Annotated in this window: 15 protein-coding genes; 9 read left to right on the top strand and 6 right to left on the bottom strand. The window is 55.2% G+C overall.

Translation table 11 applies throughout. The annotated features are described in order from the left end of the window. Positions 1-152: 152 nt before the first annotated feature. The 3 genes from ftsY to rimO are packed head-to-tail and all read left to right on the top strand — an operon-like array spanning position 153 to position 2933. The gene (gene ftsY, locus BLR44_RS08425) at positions 153-1109 is read left to right on the top strand and encodes a signal recognition particle-docking protein FtsY (protein WP_089681267.1); all 957 of its coding nucleotides are present in this window, start codon (positions 153-155) and stop codon (positions 1107-1109) included. Beyond that, entirely contained in the window at positions 1075-1584 is a 510-nt protein-coding gene (locus tag BLR44_RS08420; protein WP_176955932.1) for a hypothetical protein, read from the top strand. Before ftsY ends, BLR44_RS08420 begins: the two co-directional genes overlap by 35 nt. A 35-nt stretch (positions 1585-1619) precedes the next feature. Continuing rightward, positions 1620-2933: a 30S ribosomal protein S12 methylthiotransferase RimO gene (gene rimO, locus BLR44_RS08415; protein WP_089681265.1), complete on the top strand. Its 1314-nt coding sequence runs from the start codon at positions 1620-1622 to the stop codon at positions 2931-2933. A 180-nt stretch (positions 2934-3113) separates the two neighbouring features. Here the strand turns inward: rimO and BLR44_RS08410 are convergent, their stop codons facing one another. Continuing rightward, on the bottom strand, positions 3114-3665 hold the full coding sequence (locus BLR44_RS08410; protein ID WP_089681264.1) for a hypothetical protein: 552 nt from the start codon (positions 3663-3665) through the stop codon (positions 3114-3116). A gap of 90 nt (positions 3666-3755) precedes the next feature. Between BLR44_RS08410 and aspS the strand changes: the two genes are divergently transcribed. Together aspS and BLR44_RS08400 are read left to right on the top strand one after the other, a co-directional pair. Continuing rightward, positions 3756-5519 (top strand): aspartate--tRNA ligase, encoded by a 1764-nt coding sequence (aspS, locus tag BLR44_RS08405; RefSeq protein ID WP_089681263.1) that lies wholly within the window; start codon positions 3756-3758, stop codon positions 5517-5519. Then, positions 5516-7105 carry a M28 family peptidase gene (locus BLR44_RS08400; protein ID WP_089681262.1) on the top strand — a complete coding sequence of 530 codons (1590 nt, stop codon included), beginning with the start codon at positions 5516-5518 and terminating at the stop codon, positions 7103-7105. The genes aspS and BLR44_RS08400 overlap by 4 nt, the downstream gene beginning before the upstream one ends. Positions 7106-7111: 6 nt before the next feature. Here the strand turns inward: BLR44_RS08400 and BLR44_RS08395 are convergent, their stop codons facing one another. From BLR44_RS08395 to BLR44_RS08385, 3 genes are all read right to left on the bottom strand, one after another. Next, positions 7112-7552: a universal stress protein gene (locus tag BLR44_RS08395; protein WP_089681261.1), complete on the bottom strand. Its 441-nt coding sequence runs from the start codon at positions 7550-7552 to the stop codon at positions 7112-7114. Between the two features lie 112 nt (positions 7553-7664). Continuing rightward, on the bottom strand, positions 7665-8546 hold the full coding sequence (gene lipA / locus BLR44_RS08390) for a lipoyl synthase (protein ID WP_089681260.1): 882 nt from the start codon (positions 8544-8546) through the stop codon (positions 7665-7667). 48 nt (positions 8547-8594) lie between these two features. After that, positions 8595-9308: a hypothetical protein gene (locus tag BLR44_RS08385; protein ID WP_089681259.1), complete on the bottom strand. Its 714-nt coding sequence runs from the start codon at positions 9306-9308 to the stop codon at positions 8595-8597. A 197-nt stretch (positions 9309-9505) separates the two neighbouring features. Between BLR44_RS08385 and galE the strand changes: the two genes are divergently transcribed. Next, positions 9506-10540, top strand: a complete 1035-nt coding sequence (gene galE, locus BLR44_RS08380; RefSeq protein ID WP_089681258.1) for a UDP-glucose 4-epimerase GalE — start codon at positions 9506-9508, stop codon at positions 10538-10540. Here the strand turns inward: galE and BLR44_RS08375 are convergent. Continuing rightward, positions 10537-12309, bottom strand: coding sequence for a serine/threonine protein kinase (locus BLR44_RS08375; RefSeq protein ID WP_089681256.1), 1773 nt, complete (start codon positions 12307-12309; stop codon positions 10537-10539). The genes galE and BLR44_RS08375 overlap by 4 nt on opposite strands. Positions 12310-12323: 14 nt before the next feature. Next, the gene (locus tag BLR44_RS08370) at positions 12324-12872 is read right to left on the bottom strand and encodes a LysM peptidoglycan-binding domain-containing protein (RefSeq protein WP_089681254.1); all 549 of its coding nucleotides are present in this window, start codon (positions 12870-12872) and stop codon (positions 12324-12326) included. Positions 12873-13145: 273 nt separating this feature from the next. On the opposite strand from BLR44_RS08370, the gene BLR44_RS08365 reads away from it, so the two are divergent. From BLR44_RS08365 to BLR44_RS08355, 3 genes are all read left to right on the top strand, one after another. Next, the gene (locus BLR44_RS08365; protein WP_089681252.1) at positions 13146-14624 is read left to right on the top strand and encodes a trypsin-like peptidase domain-containing protein; all 1479 of its coding nucleotides are present in this window, start codon (positions 13146-13148) and stop codon (positions 14622-14624) included. A 178-nt stretch (positions 14625-14802) separates the two neighbouring features. Then, complete coding sequence (locus tag BLR44_RS08360) at positions 14803-16359, top strand: L-piperidine-6-carboxylate dehydrogenase (protein ID WP_089681250.1); 1557 nt, start codon at positions 14803-14805, stop codon at positions 16357-16359. Positions 16360-16586: 227 nt separating this feature from the next. Then, the gene (locus BLR44_RS08355; RefSeq protein ID WP_089681248.1) at positions 16587-17003 is read left to right on the top strand and encodes a response regulator; all 417 of its coding nucleotides are present in this window, start codon (positions 16587-16589) and stop codon (positions 17001-17003) included. Positions 17004-17378: the final 375 nt, after the last annotated feature.

Genomic DNA, 17378 nt, shown 5'->3' with positions numbered 1-17378 from the left:
AGAAAGTCCCTTTAGCGGGACTTTTTTATTATGTAATTTGTCGGCGGAAGCACGTCCCCACGTGCCCTGCACGAGACGTACAGCATCCTGGCAAGCAAGCCGGACGCGATGCTGACTCTCTTTATTCTGTCGCCTTATAAGTCTGATCACGTATGGCACTGTTCGGATTATTTTCCAAAGAGAAAAAAGAGTCGCTCGACAAGGGCCTCGAAAAGACCAACACCAACTTCTTCAACAAACTGGGGAAGGCCATGGTGGGCCGTTCGAAGGTAGACGAAGAGGTGCTCGACGAGCTGGAGAATGTGTTGGTAAGCTCGGACGTAGGGGTCGACACCACGGTGAAGATCATCGACGCCATCGAAAAGCGAGTGGCCCGTGATCTGTACCTCAATGCGACCGAGCTCGACAAAATCCTGAAAGAGGAGATCGCGCGTTTGCTGAACGCCACCCAGCCGGACACTGCGCAAGGCTACGACCTGCCGAAGGTCAACGGCCCGTACGTAATTCTGGTCGTGGGCGTAAACGGCGTCGGCAAAACCACAACGATTGGCAAACTGGCTGCCCAGTTCAAGAAATCGGGCAAAAAAGTAATCCTGGGTGCGGCCGATACATTTCGCGCTGCGGCTGTCGACCAGCTGAAATTGTGGGGTGAACGGACCGGCGTGCCGGTGGTTTCGCACGGAATGAATACCGACCCGGCTTCTGTCGCCTTCGATGCCGTCAAGCAAGGAGTAGAGCAAGGCGCGGACGTAATCTTGATCGATACGGCCGGGCGTCTGCACAACAAGGTCAACCTGATGAACGAGTTGGCCAAGATCAAACGCGTCATGCAGAAGTACATTCCTGAGGCACCGCACGAGGTAATGCTGGTGCTCGACGGCAGCACGGGGCAGAACGCCATGATCCAGGCCAAAGAGTTTATGCGCGTTACAGAAGTAAATGCGTTGGCCATCACCAAACTGGACGGCACTGCCAAAGGCGGCGTGGTAATCGGAATCTCGGATCAGCTGAGCATTCCGGTGAAATACATTGGCGTAGGCGAAAAAGTCGACGATCTGCAAGTATTCAATAAGTATGAATTTGTCGACTCTCTTTTCAAGAAAAACTAGCTGGGCCGCGCTGCTCATCGTATTTTTTCTCTGCACAGCCGAGGAGTGCACCTCCGCGCAGGACGACGTTCCGGTGGGGTGTTCAGAACCCTTGCAGCAAGGCTTGCGGGGGGTGGTCACCTTCAAATCGGGGAATCTGATGCCCGGTCCTGACCTGGACCCACGGGCCGCCGCCGGCCAACCGGTGGTGCGCGAAGTCTACATTTTTCCCCTGACCAAATTGAGCGAAGCGTTCGCTACAGAAGCTCCCTTCTACGATTCGTTAGCCACCGAACCCATCGCGGTAGCGCAGTCGGATAGCACCGGCTGTTTCCAGGTGCGTCTGCCCGCCGGCCACTATTCCGTGTTCGTGCGCGAAAAAGATCGCTATTATGCCAACGGATTTGATGGAGACGGTTACATTTTTCCCGTCGATATTGAGGAGGATGAGGTCACCGATATTTCGTTCGATATCGATTACGAGGCCGCGTATTGAACCTTTTGGGGAGAAAGAAGAGTTGCTTGTGAGCTATGAGGACAAAAGGAAACCGGAAGCATAAAATCAACATCGTCACGCTGGGCTGTTCCAAGAATCTGGTGGATTCGGAAACGCTGCTGACGCAACTGAAGGGCAATCAGCTCGAAGCCACGCACGAAGCGCAGGACGATGAAGCCAACGTGATTGTCGTGAATACTTGCGGCTTTATTGAGAATGCCAAGCAGGAATCGATCGACACCATCTTGCGTTACGCCGACGCGAAGGAAGACGGCCTGATCGACAAACTTTACGTGACTGGTTGTCTTTCGCACCGGTACAAAGACGAATTAGCTCCGGAGATTCCGAGCGTCGATGCCTGGTTCGGAACCAACGAACTGCCGCGGCTTCTGAAGACGCTGCGGGCCGATTACAAACAGGAGTTGGTTGGCGAACGTCTGCTGACCACGCCTGCCCACTTTGCCTACCTTAAAATTGCTGAAGGGTGCGACCGCCCCTGTTCGTTCTGTGCCATTCCGCTGATGCGGGGCGGGCACGTTTCCCAGCCGATGGAATTGCTCACCCAGCAGGCGCGCAACCTGGCCCGCCAAGGGACTAAAGAGCTGATCCTGATTGCGCAGGACCTGACGTACTACGGGCTTGATATTTATAAAAAGCGCAACCTGTCGGAACTGGTCGCGCGCCTGGCCGACGTGGAAGGCATCGACTGGATTCGTTTGCAGTACGCTTATCCGTCAGGTTTTCCGCTCGATATTCTGGACGTGATGCGCGACCATCCGCACATCTGCAAGTACCTCGACATGCCCCTGCAACACGGCTCGACCGACGTGCTGAGGCGGATGCGGCGCGGCATCACCCGCGAAAAAACTGAGGCACTGATCCATACCATCCGCGACCGCGTGCCCGGCATTGCGCTGCGTACGACGCTCATCGCGGGTTATCCCGGCGAAACCGAAGCCGAATTTGAAGAAATGTACCAGTTTGTGGAGCGCTCCCGCTTCGACCGTCTCGGCATCTTTACCTATTCGCACGAAGAAAATACGCACGCCTTCCAACAACCCGACGATGTGCCGGCAGAAGTGAAACAGGAACGGGCCGATGCCGTCATGGAATTGCAGGAAAGTATTTCGTGGGAGCTGAACCAGGAAAAAATCGGCAGGACGTATAAAGTGTTGTTCGACCGGAAAGAGGGTGGCTACTTCATCGGCCGGACCGAATTCGATTCTCCGGAAGTCGATAACGAAGTGTTAGTAGACGCTGCCAAACACTACGTCCGCATCGGCGACTTCGCCCAGGTCAAGATCGACAGCGCCGCCGAGTTTGATCTGTATGGATCTGTGATAGTTTAAGCGGATATCACTGGAAAACGAAACTCTCGATTTTTGTCATTTCGAACGAAGCATCGCGTAGTGAGAAATCTTTGCTATCGCTAGAAGATTTAGTGGGCACCGCATCTCTACTACAAGCTACGCGGCGTGGCTAACCAGGCGCGGCCGAACGCTTGCGGTAGAATTACAAAGTGTCCGAACCTACCCCTCCACTTTCACCGACTGCATAATTGCCACTGCGGTAGGCTGCCAGCGCGTTTGCTGCTCGGCCGGGCAGGTGAAGTGAAACACCAGCGTATAACTTTTCCGGATGGTATACTGGATATACGTGTACTTGCGGATGGGGGCGCGTCCTTCTTCCGTTACGGTCGAAACGAACTCGAATACCACGAAGGGCTTGCCATTGATTTCCGTCTGATCGCGCCGCAAAAACTCTACGTCTGTGTACATGCTGCGGATGGTCGACTCGTAAAACGATTGCAGAATCGGCAGGTCTTTCACGCTCCAGTTGTCGTTGTGGGAGGCATTGAAGCCAAAGTCTACTTGTCCGCTGCCTTCGGTATACATCGCCACCGGACGCCGGTAGGAGAGGTGACGCCGCTGAATGTCAGCCTCCGACATGGGCATAAAATCTTTGGGCAGGGAGACGCTGATATGGTCCGACAGCTTGACGCGTGTCAGGTTGTCCTGAACGGGAGATGTCCACCACGGCAGCACAGTGCCTAAAAAGCTAAATAGCAAAATCCACTTCATAACGTTGAATGCTTCGGGAAACGGAACAAAATTAATCTAGTAATTTTGCCCACTTTCAGCGAAAATACGCGATTTCCATACACAAGAACCATGCTAAGAACACATACCTGCGGCGAATTGCGCCTCGAACACGTCAATCAGGAAGTCACTTTGAGCGGCTGGGTGCAGCGCATCCGCGATAAAGGGGGCATTCTCTGGATCGATTTGCGCGACCGCTACGGACTGACTCAACTGATTCTGGAAGAGGGAGTAGAGGCGGAGGCATTGCTTGAAGCGGCCCGTGAACTGGGGCGTGAGTTTGTGGTGCAGGTGCACGGCAAGGTGATTGAACGGTTGTCGAAAAACGATAAAATCCCGACGGGCGCCATCGAAGTGCGTGTGCAGGAGTTGAAGGTGCTGAACCCGGCCAAGTTGCCGCCTTTCCTGATCGAAGACGAAACCGACGGGGGCGAAGACCTGCGCATGAAGTACCGCTACCTGGACCTGCGCCGCGCACCGGTGCGGCGGAACCTAGAGTTGCGTCACCGCCTGATGCAGGAAACGCGTCGTTACCTCGACGGCCTGAATTTTATCGAAGTAGAAACGCCGGTGCTGATCAAATCAACGCCAGAAGGCGCGCGCGACTTTGTGGTGCCCTCTCGCATGAACCCCGGTGAGTTTTACGCGCTGCCGCAGTCGCCGCAGACGTTCAAGCAGTTGCTGATGGTGTCGGGTTTTGACCGGTATTTTCAGATCGTGAAGTGTTTCCGCGACGAAGACCTGCGCGCCGACCGTCAGCCGGAGTTCACGCAGATCGACTGCGAAATGTCGTTTGTGACACGCGAAGACATCCTGCGCACTTTCGAAGGACTGATCCGTCACCTCTTCAGCAAGGTGAAAGGCCTCGACCTGCCAGAACTGCCTCGCATGAGCTACCAGGAAGCGATGGAAAAATACGGGAGCGACAAGCCCGACATCCGTTTCGGGATGGAGTTCGTCGAACTGAATGACGTTGCGCAGGGCAAAGGTTTTTCTGTGTTCGACAGTGCTGAGCTGGTCGTTGCCATCACCGCTCCCGGCTGTGCGTCGTATACCCGCAAGCAGGTCGACGAGTTGACTGAATTTGTCAAAAAGCCTCAGATTGGTGCGAAAGGACTGGTGTACGTACGGTACAACGAAGACGGTTCTCTGAAATCGTCAGTCGATAAATTTTACGATCAGGAGGCCCTGAAGACTTGGGCCGAAACGTGTGGTGCCCAACCGGGCGACCTGATTCTGGTGCTGGCCGGTGAGAAGAATCCGACGCGCAAAGCCCTGAATGAGCTACGCCTGTTGATGGGCGACCGGCTGGGCCTGCGCAACCGCAACGAATACAAAGCCCTGTGGGTCGTCGACTTCCCGCTCCTGGAATGGGGGGAAGAAGAGCAACGTTGGTTTGCCATGCACCACCCCTTTACATCGCCGTGGCCGGAAGACATCGACAAGCTGGGCACCGATCCGCGTGCGGTCCGGGCCAATGCCTACGACCTCGTCGTGAACGGCGTCGAATTGGGCGGGGGCTCTATCCGGATCTTCGACCGGAAGTTGCAGGAGAAAATGTTCGAAGTACTGGGCTTCACGCCCGAAGAAGCCAAAGCACAATTCGGCTTTCTGATGGAGGCCTTCGAATACGGAGCGCCGCCCCACGGAGGCATCGCTTTCGGGTTCGACCGCCTGTCGGCTTTGTTTGGCGGAGCCGATTCGATTCGAGACTTCATCGCCTTCCCCAAAAACAATTCCGGCCGCGACGTGATGATCGATTCGCCCTCGCCGATTGACGAAAAACAGTTGAAAGAACTGAACATTGATCTGCGTAGCGGGGTTACGCATTCATGAAACTACATCCGCAGCCCTGGTTGCTGTTGGTGTGGGTAGGGTGCAGCCTGCCCGCGCTGGCGCAGGAAAAAGATCCCGAGGCGGTGCGCTATGCCAACACCATCACGGTCAACGATCTGCGTGAGCACCTGACGATTATCGCCTCCGATAGCTTCGAAGGGCGCGAAACCGGTGAACGCGGCCAGAAATTGGCGGCCGATTACATTGCCCGGCAGTTTGCGGAAAACAACCTGCGGCCGCCCGTGATGGGCAGCGAGGGGAAAACGTACCTTCAGTCGTTCGAGGTGCGGGAGCAACGGTGGGGCGAGATGGCACTTCGGGTAAAGGGAAAGTCGTACGAATTTCTGGAGGATTATTATCCGGCGGCTTTGTTCGACATCCCGCAACCGAACGAGTGGGACGTAGTATTTGCCGGCTACGGCATAGAAGACGAACGCTATTCCGATTATCAGGATCTTGACGTAGCCGGGAAGGCAGTGCTCATTTTGGCCGGGGAACCGCAACTGCCCGACGGCCGCTACGTTCTGACCGGCGACAAGAACCACTCAGGCTGGGCCGAAGGTTGGAACCGCAAAACTGAGCTGGCGCAACGCAAGGGGGCAGCAGCGGTGTTTCAGCTTCGTCATACTTCCGATCGTGAGTTTACGGACTACCTGAACCGTTACATCCATTACCTGGAAGGCGCGCGCATGTCGTTTGAGGCCAGCAAAACGCTCGACTCATTCGGCACTTTTGTCGTGAAACCTACCGTCGCGGCTCGGATGGCGGGGACGTCGCTTAAGAAACTGGCCATTTTTCTGAATCCTTCGGCGGAGCCCAAACTTCCGCGCTGGGCGCGAAAAGAGAGGCCGGTGGTGGTGCAGGCCGATCGTATTGAAACGTCGGTCCAGACCGAGAACGTATTAGGCCTGGTAGAGGGTAGCGATCTGAAAGACGAAGTGGTGGTGATCACCGCCCATTACGACCATGTAGGGCGCCGCGATACGGCTATCTACAATGGCGCGGACGACGATGGTTCCGGTACGGTGGCCGTCCTGGAACTGGCCCAGGCCTTTGCCACGGCCAAAGCCGAGGGGCATGGCCCCCGGCGTAGCCTGTTATTCATGACTTTCACAGGCGAAGAGAAAGGATTGCTGGGTTCGAACTACTACAGTGACTATCCGGTGATCCCGATGGACAGTACGGTTGCCGACCTGAACATCGATATGATCGGGCGGCTGGACGAAGCCCACTCAGAACCGGACTACATCTACATCATCGGTTCTACGATGTTGTCCAGTGAGCTGCACGCAGTCAGCGAAGCCGCCAACGCCACCTATAGCCAGCTGAATCTGGATTATAAATACAACCGGAAAGACGATCCGAACCGCTTTTACTACCGCTCCGACCACTACAACTTCGCCAAAAACGGTGTGCCCGTCATTTTTTACTTCAGTGGGGTACACGAAGACTACCATCGCCCTACGGACGAAGTCGGGAAGATCCATTTTGAAAAGATGGAGAAGGTTACCCGCTTGGTTTTTTACACCGCCTGGCAGCTTGCCAACCAGCCGCAGCGCATCAAAGTCGATCAGGTGCAACCCTGACGGAAATCAGGCGTCTTCCAAAGGCACCACGAGTAGGGGAATCTTCGATTTCCGGAACAGGGACGAAGAGGTACTCTCCGAAAACAGGTTGGCCAGCGTGCTATGCTGGTGCGAACCCACCACGATCATTTCGCAAGCTAATTTCTGCGCTTCCTCCAGGAGGGTTTCGACCATAGCGCCCTGAATCAGTAATCCTTCGGCCTTGATGTCTCGCGCGGTGAGTTGGCGGGCAAACGTCTGGACGAAGCGGTGTTCTTCCCGCATCTCAGCGGCTTCCTGATCTCTGACTGACTGTGGCCCCACATCAAATCCAACGAAATCGGGATCTGGCGGTGCGATGTGTATAAGCCACAGCTTGGCACCGAATGCCGCGGCAAACCGGGCAGCGTGCTCCACAAGCGTCTGTGCACTGGATTCTTTGGCAACTGCCACCAGAATGTTTTGCATCAGGAGAATAGGTTACTCTGATAGGTACGGTAGGTCAGAAAGTCGAGTTCAGGGGAACAAGCATAAAAAAAGCCGCTCGAGAGGAGCAGCTTTGTCATAAAGTTATTTTCTTCTATACGTTCACGTGGCGTTCAGCATGGTACGAAGAGCGCACCAGCGGCCCTGACTCTACGTACTTCAAGCCCCGTTTCAGGCCCTCTTCCCGGTAACGCTCAAATTGTTCCGGCCGGATAAATTCGGCGACTTCGATGTGGCGTTTGGTCGGTTGGAGGTACTGGCCTAGCGTCAGGATGTCAAGCCCATGCGCCACCAGATCGTCCATTGCTTCGTAGACTTCGTCGGGCGTTTCGCCCAGCCCCAACATAATTCCCGATTTGGTACGCTTGCCCAATGCCTTAGTCCGGCGCGTCTGTTCCAGGCTACGCTCGTACTTGGCCTGCGGACGTACGGGACGGTACAAGCGCTTGACGGTTTCCATGTTGTGCGAAACCACCTCCTGCCCGGCGCTGATCATCCGCTCCAACGCCTCCCAGTTCCCCTTTACGTCGGGAATCAGGGTTTCGATGGTCGTCTCCGGCGAAAGTTCTTTCACGGCACGCACCGTCTGGTACCAGATCTCGGCACCGCGGTCTTTCAGTTCGTCGCGGTTCACCGAAGTGAGCACGCAGTGCTTAACACCCATCAGTTTTACCGCTTCGGCAACGCGACGGGGTTCGTCTTCGTCGTATTCCGGCGGCCGTCCGGTGGCCACCGCACAAAACGAACAGCTGCGCGTGCAAACGTTACCCAGAATCATAAAGGTAGCAGTGCCGGCTCCCCAACACTCGCCCATGTTCGGGCAGTTGCCGCTTTCGCAGATGGTATGGAGCTTATGAGTATCGACCAGTTTACGCACTTTGGCGTATTCGGGGCCGACCGGAAGCTTGACCCGCAACCAATCGGGCTTCCGGGGTTTTTTATTAGCTTCGGTTGAAATAACCGGTAATTCGATCATGAGTGACAAGAAACAAGTTCGGGATACGAAGGTATAAAGAAAATAACTTCAGTATTTGTTCCCGTAATAAAGCGTGAAGAATGCCGACGAGAAGAAGTGATTGCCGCCGGCGTTGGGAATAATCAGCACTTCTTTCGAATACGCTTCAAGCAGTCCGCCGACTTCCATGCCCATCACGCTGTTGTTGAGTTTACCGAACTCAAAGCTCAGGCCGGCTTTTACGTGCGCGCCCACGTTGAACTTAAGTTGGTCGAATCCTTCCAAGAAACGTCCGGCTCCCCAGGTTTTGGTAGGGTCTTGCGAGGTGCTGTAGGGTACACTGCGGGCGTCTTCCAAATTGGCACCGTAAATCACGTAATACGGCTTGGAAATGCCGATGGAAGGCCCTGCCGCCGTAACGAGGTTGAGCTGAACGCCATCTTCGGGTGCTTTCCGGAACAGCACAAATTCGCGACCGTAGTGGGGCCGTAAGGCGAAAAAGTAAATCGCTTTGCCAGGAATGAAAGAGTTCTGGGTGCGGTTGTAGCGCGTTTCCTTCGGGTGTTTGACGTTGACCAGTTCTACGCCCATCAGGCGGTACTGGTTAGGCGAAATAGCATGCGCATACTTGAACATCACCCCACCAATCAGACCGCTGTTGGTGTTCGTGGTGACGCCATACGTAATCTCTTCTTTGTAATCGTATTCGTCATCCTGCCCTTGGGCGGCAAATACAGTCGCCAGGCAGAAAACACCCGTACAAAGCCAACGAAATCTCTTCACAATACTCAGGAGTTAGAAGAATAAAATTAACTATAAATGTGGATAACACCAACCGACAGTGGGGGCGGCCGCGCGAAGACGTAACAAAGGGCGGTTGCCCTTAAAACGCTAAAAGTTATTATTTCTGCATGGTGCAGACTTACTAATTCTACGTAAGAGTTACCTTCGCGTATCAAGAAAACCAAGGAATTTTCTGCATGGACTCTCGATCGTACAAAATTCTCGTTACCGGTGGGGCGGGCTTTATCGGGTCACACACCGTAGTGGCGCTGCACGAAGCCGGTTTTGTTCCGGTAATTGTCGACAACTTTTCTAACTCGCAGCCCTCTGTATTAGAGGGATTGGAGAAGATCACAGGACATGCTTTTCCTTTCTACCAGATCGATTGCAACGACCGGGACGCCATGGCCGAGGTGTTCGCAAAAGAAAAACTACACGGTGTAATTCACTTCGCTGCCTACAAAGCCGTCGGCGAATCGGTACGCGAACCGCTAAAGTACTACCATAACAACTTGAATTCGCTCATTGTTCTGCTCGAACTGATGGCTGAACGTGGGGTGCAAAACCTGGTTTTCTCTTCTTCGTGTACAGTCTACGGCCAAGCCGAGAAGCTCCCGGTAACGGAAGAAACGCCCATTCTGCCGGCCGAGTCGCCGTATGGCAACACAAAACAGATCTCAGAAGAAATTATCCGCGATAGCGTAAAAGCGGGCATGCCGATTCGGGGCATTGCGTTGCGCTACTTCAATCCCATCGGAGCGCATCCTTCCGGCCTGATTGGCGAACTTCCGCTGGGGGTGCCCAACAATCTGGTCCCTTTCATTGCGCAGACAGCCGCCGGCATTCGGCCGGAACTCAGCGTCTTCGGAGGCGATTACGAAACGCCCGACGGGACCTGCATTCGCGACTACATTCACGTGATGGATCTGGCCGAGGCACACGTAAAATCGTTGCAGTGGCTCGACCAACAGTCGGGAAAATCGCTGTATGACGTGTTCAACGTAGGAACCGGGCGGGGCAATTCAGTTCTGGAGGTCATCAAAACCTTCGAAGAGCAGAGTGGCATGCCGGTCAATTACAAGATTGTGGACCGCCGTCCCGGCGACGTCATACAGATCTACGGTGGCGTAAGCAAAGCGCGGCGAACCCTGGGGTGGGAAGCCCGCCGTGGTTTGGCGGAAAGCATGCGCGACGCCTGGCACTGGCAACAGCAGTTGGGCAAAGAAGCCTAGTCGCTGACAAAACGGTAGACAAAAAACTCTTCTTTCTGCTTTTCTTTGTGTTTCAGCACCATCCGGTCCTGACTGATGGCGACGAGCTGAAACGTGAAGTCCTGATCGGCCGTCTTGAAATGTACCTCGCGGCTTCGGGGTTCGTACTGCCAGGTACCTGCTTCGTCTTCCCCAAACAAGTACGTGCCCGTAAAGTTGCCTTCCGGACTCAGTTCCAGTTGGTTGCGACGAATGAGGCGTTGCAACTGCACGGTCAGGCGGCGGATCATTCCCATTTCGCGGCCCTGTAGCCCATTTTCCGAATACCGCGCCAGTTTCCACGTGCGGGCCAGCAGCGCTTCCGCATGTTGCGCGAGGTTGTCGTTCGACTGCTCCCGAAAGTAGATGATTTTGAAATCTGAATTGAGGCGAATGCGGAACGTAATGTTTTTGGCTTCCTCGTCCGGAAACGTCACCTGCTCGTAGCGCGCAGAATCGTAGTTGAACAACCGGACTTCCCGCGGGTAAGCGCGTTCGTACAGCACCGGCACGTTCGCGTCGAAACTGCCGTCGTTCTGCTGGGTGAGCCGCACTTGCTCTTCGCGGATCTGGTACCGGTCGTACGCGAGGCTTTTCCAGTAGTTCTGGTAGTTGTTGATGACCTTGTCGAGCGGGTAGTTGTCGAACTGATAATACCGCTCCAATTCGGGCGCGAACACCGTGCGGAGAATCTTCGGATCGTGTTGATTGAGGCCTTCGAACAACCGGCCTACCTGATCGCCCGCCTCCATGCGCAGGTCTGGCGTGTACGACCGCATAACGAAGAACAACGAGCCGATCAGCACCAGGCCCAGCAACGAAACCAGCAGAATCCCCTGGCTGATGACGCGCTCGCGGGGCAGTTGCACAGGCGTATCGGTAATGGCCTCAGCAGGTGGCGGGGTTGCCGGACGAGGTGGAGCGGCGGCAGGAGCTTGTTGCGGCGAAAGTGCCTGCCGAAACTGCGCTGCACTTTGGAAACGCGCTGTCGGGCTTTTTTGCGTGGCATGCTCAATCGCTTTCGCAAAGAGTAGGTTCGCGCCGTCGGGCAAGGGGGGAAGCGGTTCGTTTACGATGCGCCGGAATACCTCATACTCTGACTGTTGCCCGTACTGGTAGGGAGCGTGCCCAGCCACGAGCCGGTACAGCAGCACTCCGGCGGCGTAAATGTCGCTGGCAGGGGTAATCGGTTCGCCCGTTACGCGTTCCGGACTCATGTACACGATGGTCTCAAAATGGGCTTCGGTATCCGATAGGTCCGGCAACAATTCGTTAAGAAGCGGTGTCAGGCCCAGGTTGCTAAGCCGGAGGTTGCCCTGCGGGGTGATCCAGAGGTGCGCCGGCCGCAAGTCACCGTGCACAACCTCGTGGTAATGGGCATGCGACAGCGCGTCCAGCAGTTGCAGGAACAGGCGCCGGATCTGCGCCTCGGACAGGGGACCCTGTTGCTGGAGGTACGTTTCCAGAGGAACGCCCTTCACCTGTTCGGTGACGAGAAAGATTCCGCGCTCGTCCTCCAGGTGATCGAGCAAAGCGACCAGATTGGGGTGCTGCAAGCGTACGTGCTGCATCAGGTCGTTCTTAAACGCCTGCCACAACGCGGGTTTAGGAATCAGATGGGTATCGAGGTGGCGGATCAGCACCTTGCGCTCCGAACGTACGTGCTCAGCTTCGTAGAGGCCACCCAGAGGCGTATCGCCGACGTGTGCGTCGATGCGGTAATTGACGAGCTGTTCACCTGGCGCAATCACTCCCCTGGGTCGGCTTAATGGCTGCGGAAGGGAACCACCAACTGCTGATCAATCCGTAGCACGTCGTTGTCCAGCGAGTTAGCACGCATAATGTCCGCCTTGGGCACGTCGTATCGCAGCGCAATGCCGTTGAGGCCTTCACCGGCTTTTACGCGGTGCAAGGCTTTTACCAGAATGCGGATGGGTTTTCCGGCCGCCACGGTCGACGACGTGAGCTGGTTCTGCTGCTTCACCTGAGTCGGCGAGGCGTTGAAGCGTCCGGCCACAATGCCGAGCGGCTCGTCTCGTTTGGGAACGTAACGGTATTCGACCCCCTGGTCGGTAGCGTGAGCCGCTGGTCGCTGCGGGGCGCTGGTCGGCACCGAAGCGCTTTGCAGTTGGGTCAGCAGTGATTCGCCGCGCGGTGTGGTCAGGGCAATCCATCCCCACAACAACCCGAGCGCCACCACCAAGGTCAGCAGCGTAGGCAACAGCACCGGATTATGTTGCGGGCGCGCGGCCTTTTTTTTGCGGGGGGATGCTTTGGATTTCGTACGAGGTTTCGGGCGTACTGTCGTAGGCATAGTGAGCGTAAGAATGAACTAATGTAAGCAAACCTAAGGTTTTTCAGCGTGAGGAACGAGCCCTAACGGAGCAGAATTGGCAACTTCGTCTGCCGGTTTCTTAATTCTTGGCCTACTGCGCTAACTTCTGCGGAGCGGTGCTGCCGCATTGGCGGTTTTTCAGTAAATTAGTCATCCGCTCCGACACAGCAGAAATGCTAAACATTTGTGGGGGGAGTACACGTTACGCTAGTATCATTTAGTTTTGATCGACCTGATAATTTCACTACATACATGACGCAAGGGAAGTTTTTTGCGGGCGTGTTGCTGGCTGCCCTCCTGGGAGCCATCATTGCGATTGGAGCGGAGCGCCTGTTCGCCCCTCGCAGCAATACCATCGTTTCGCTGGGCGGCGGAGATGCCCGCCAGTGGGAATCTTATTTGTCCGATTCTAATGCCGCAGTGCCCGAAGGGCTCAATTTTGTGGTAGCTGCCAACATGGTCCGCCAGGCCGTGGTGCACATCACCACCTCGAGTGGCGGCACGCAGCGCAACCGCTACGGCGATATTTTACAGGATTTTCTGGGCGAGGGCGATGCTTATCACGGACAAAATCTGCCGCGCGAAGCCTCAGGCTCGGGCGTAATCATCGCCGACGATGGTTATATCGTTACTAACCACCACGTGATCGACGAAGCGCGGACCATCCACGTCGTGTTGGACGACAAGCGCAGCTACGAAGCCGAACTGATCGGCTCGGACCCCACGACCGATCTGGCGTTGCTAAAGATCGACGCTGCCGACCTGCCTACGGTGAAATACGGCGACTCCGACCGGTTGCAGATCGGCGAGTGGGTGCTGGCGGTGGGCAATCCGTTCGATCTGACTTCTACCGTTACCGCAGGGATTGTCAGTGCCAAAGGCCGCAACATCAACATCCTCCGCACGCGCAATAACAACTACGCCATCGAATCCTTCATTCAAACCGATGCGGCCGTTAACCCGGGCAATTCGGGTGGCGCGCTGGTCGATTTGCAGGGACGACTCATTGGCATCAATACCGCCATTGCCACTACCACAGGTAGTTATTCAGGATATTCGTTTGCTGTGCCGGTTGCCATTGTGCAGAAGGTCATGGACGATCTGCTCAACTACGGCGAAGTGCGCCGGGCGCTGCTGGGCGTGTCGATCACCGAAATGAGTGCCGAGCGGGCGCTGAACATGGGCATCGACCGGGTAAAAGGCGTGTACATCGAGGGCGTGACCGAACGCAGTGCCGCCGCCGAAGCTTCGCTGCAAAAAGGCGACGTGGTGCTCGAAATCGATGGAATTGAGGTCAACAGCCCTTCAGAGTTGCAAGAGGTGGTGGCACGCTACCATCCCGGCGACGAAGTAGAAGTGACGTACCTGCGCGGGCAAGACATCGCGAAGGTATCGACCGTCCTGAAAAGTGTAGAAGAAAGCGGCCTGACGCCGCCGGTGCGTCGCACCGTATTGAAAGTGCCTTCGTTGGGTGCTTCTCTTCAGGCGGTTTCTGCCAAAGAAATGCAGGACCTGAAGCTGACGGGCGGCGTAAAAGTGGTGCAGATCGAGGGCGATGGTAAAATGGACGAGGCGGGCATCGACGAAGGCTTCATCATCACTGCCATCGACAAAGAACCCGTCAGTTCGCCGGAGCAGGTCGTAGAGCTGATTCGCGAACAAGCCGGTGGGGTGCTGATCGAAGGACTCTACCCGGATGGTAAAAAAGCCTACTATGCCATTGGCTGGTAAGGGTAGGTAAGAAACTGAGCAAAAGCCCCGTCGGACATCATTTTCTGGCGGGGCTTTCGTGTGATTATTGGTAATTTTGATCAGAAGGAAGGGGCCTAACGTATTCATGCTCAGCGTAATAAGAGTGCTTTCTTTCTTTTGTCTCTTCTAACGAACCAAACAATCCCCATACGATATCATGGAACAAACTACCCTGCGAACCGACATCGCCGCGGCGTTGCAACAGCTCGGCATCGAATCGGAGAATGCCGCCGCTTCGAGTGGAAGCGAATGGTTCGGCATGACCGGCGCACTGCGGGAAGTCCACTCACCGGCCGATGGCGCGCTGATCGCCTCGGTTCACATGGCCGACGAAGCGGCGTACGAAACGATCCTCACACGAGCCCAAGAAGCTTTCCCGGTTTGGCGCAGTACACCCGCGCCCGTCCGCGGCGAAGTTGTCCGGCAGATCGGGGTGAAACTCCGGCACTATAAAGAGGCACTCGGCCAGCTGGTGACTTACGAAATGGGCAAGGTGCTGAGCGAAGGGCTGGGCGAAGTGCAGGAGATGATCGACATCTGCGACTTTGCCGTAGGGCAATCGCGGCAATTGTACGGCCTCACCATGCACTCGGAGCGCCCTTCGCACCGCATGTACGAGCAGTACCACCCGCTGGGGCCGATTGGCATCATCTCGGCCTTCAATTTTCCGGTGGCGGTCTGGTCGTGGAACGCCATGTTGGCGGCCGTGTGCGGCGATGTATGCATCTGGAAACCTTCGGAGAAAACACCGCTGACGGCCATTGCCTGCCAGCGCATTGTGGCCCAGGTACTGCAGGAAAACGATTTACCAGAAGGCATTTTTAACCTGATTGTGGGCGATGCCACCATCGGGAAGAAAATGGCCGAAGACCGACGTCTGCCGCTCGTATCTGCGACGGGTTCCACCCGAATGGGGCAGAGCGTAGGGCAGGCCGTAGGCGCACGCCTGGGGCGGTCGCTGCTGGAGCTGGGCGGGAATAACGCCATCATCATCACCCCGCATGCCGATCTGGAGCTGGCCATTCGGGCCACGGCTTTTGGAGCAGTCGGCACCTGCGGGCAGCGTTGCACCACCACCCGGCGCCTGATTGTCCACGAGTACGTCTACGAGGAGGTGAAAAACCGCCTGTTGCGTGTCTACGAGCAACTGCGCATCGGCGATCCGCTCAAAGGCGATACGCTAGTAGGCCCGCTGATCGACCGGCAAGCGGTGGAAACAATGCAACGCGCCCTGGAGCAGGTCAAGGCGGAGGGCGGAAACGTGCTGGTCGGCGGGGAGCCTTTGCAGGGCAGTGGCTACGAATCGGGCACGTACGTGAGACCCGCCCTGGTCGAGGCCGAGAATCACTACGCTACCGTGCAGGAAGAAACGTTTGCGCCCATACTGTATCTGATTCGATACGAAGGAGAAATTGAGAAGGCTATTGCACTACAGAACGACGTACGGCAGGGGCTTTCTTCCGCACTGTTTTCGCTGAACATCCACGAAACCGAAGCTTTTCTTTCGCATGCCGGGTCCGACTGCGGAATCGCCAATATCAACATCGGGACGTCGGGCGCGGAGATCGGCGGCGCGTTTGGTGGAGAGAAAGAAACGGGCGGCGGACGCGAATCTGGCTCGGATGCCTGGAAAGCTTACATGCGCCGACAAACTAACACGATTAACTACGGCCGCCAACTTCCACTGGCACAGGGCGTTTCTTTTGATATCTAAGCCGTTTTCGGGCGTAACGGGCTGGTTTAGATCTAAACCAGCCCGTTATCTACTAGTAAGATTTGTGTAAGGTTTGAAAAAAAATGGAAGATATGTTTGCGAATTATACGCATTGCGCAAAAAACATATTTCTTTTTAGTTTAAGCCTAAATCGCTGAGTGTGAATATGTTTTAGAAAATGGCTATACTTGAGTCATATCTAAAAAAACTATTATAATCTCATCTGTATGGCCGCGAAATCGACAAAGTACAATGTAGTAATGCTGATTGATGACAATGAGATTGACAACCTCATCAATCAGAAAATGATCGAAGCTTCTAACATTGCGGATAATATTTTTACCCATACGGGAGCCCGGTCAGCAATTGAGTTTCTGAAGAACGTAGAGAAAATGTCGGTAGGCGAAAAAAGCTTTCTGCCTGACCTGATTTTTCTGGACATCGATATGCCACTGATGGACGGTTTTCAGTTTCTGGAAGAGTTCGAAAAACTCTCCGATAAAGTCAAAGGGCATTGCCGCATTGTGATGCTGACTTCTTCAATCAACCCACAAGATCTTAGCAAAGCCAAAAAGAGCACTTTTGTTAAGAAATACATCAACAAACCATTGACGCAGGAAAACCTGGAGAAACTTGAAGTTTAACCAAATCCCTGCCCCTCTTTCAAGCCGCCTCGGAATGCCGACGCGGCTTTTTTCGTGCTAAGGCGGTTGCCGTGTAGAAAGGTTTCCACCACATCTCACCGCGCAGCATCCCTGCTGCTCTGTCTGCACCGCTCCCCTGGAAGACGCCTTTCAACGCTACACCTTCCCCTCAGCGTAGCGGTGCAGAAAAGTTTCTTCAGACGCAGTTTCTCTATTGAGCAAGAACAGGACGGTTCCAACAGTACGCAAGTCCACATGTGTGATCGGCGCAGTGGTTTCGAGCGTTGTTTCTGCAGAAGGCCCCTCGATACAAACATCACTTTAAGAAGAGCACAACGCATGACCGGCTTGTACTTGGAATCATTGGTATCTCCT

This window comes from Catalinimonas alkaloidigena, from assembly GCF_900100765.1.
Lineage (GTDB): Bacteria > Bacteroidota > Bacteroidia > Cytophagales > Flexibacteraceae > Mooreia > Mooreia alkaloidigena.
The sequence above is the reverse complement of the archived record's forward strand: the minus strand, read 5'-3'. Positions and strand labels throughout refer to the sequence as shown.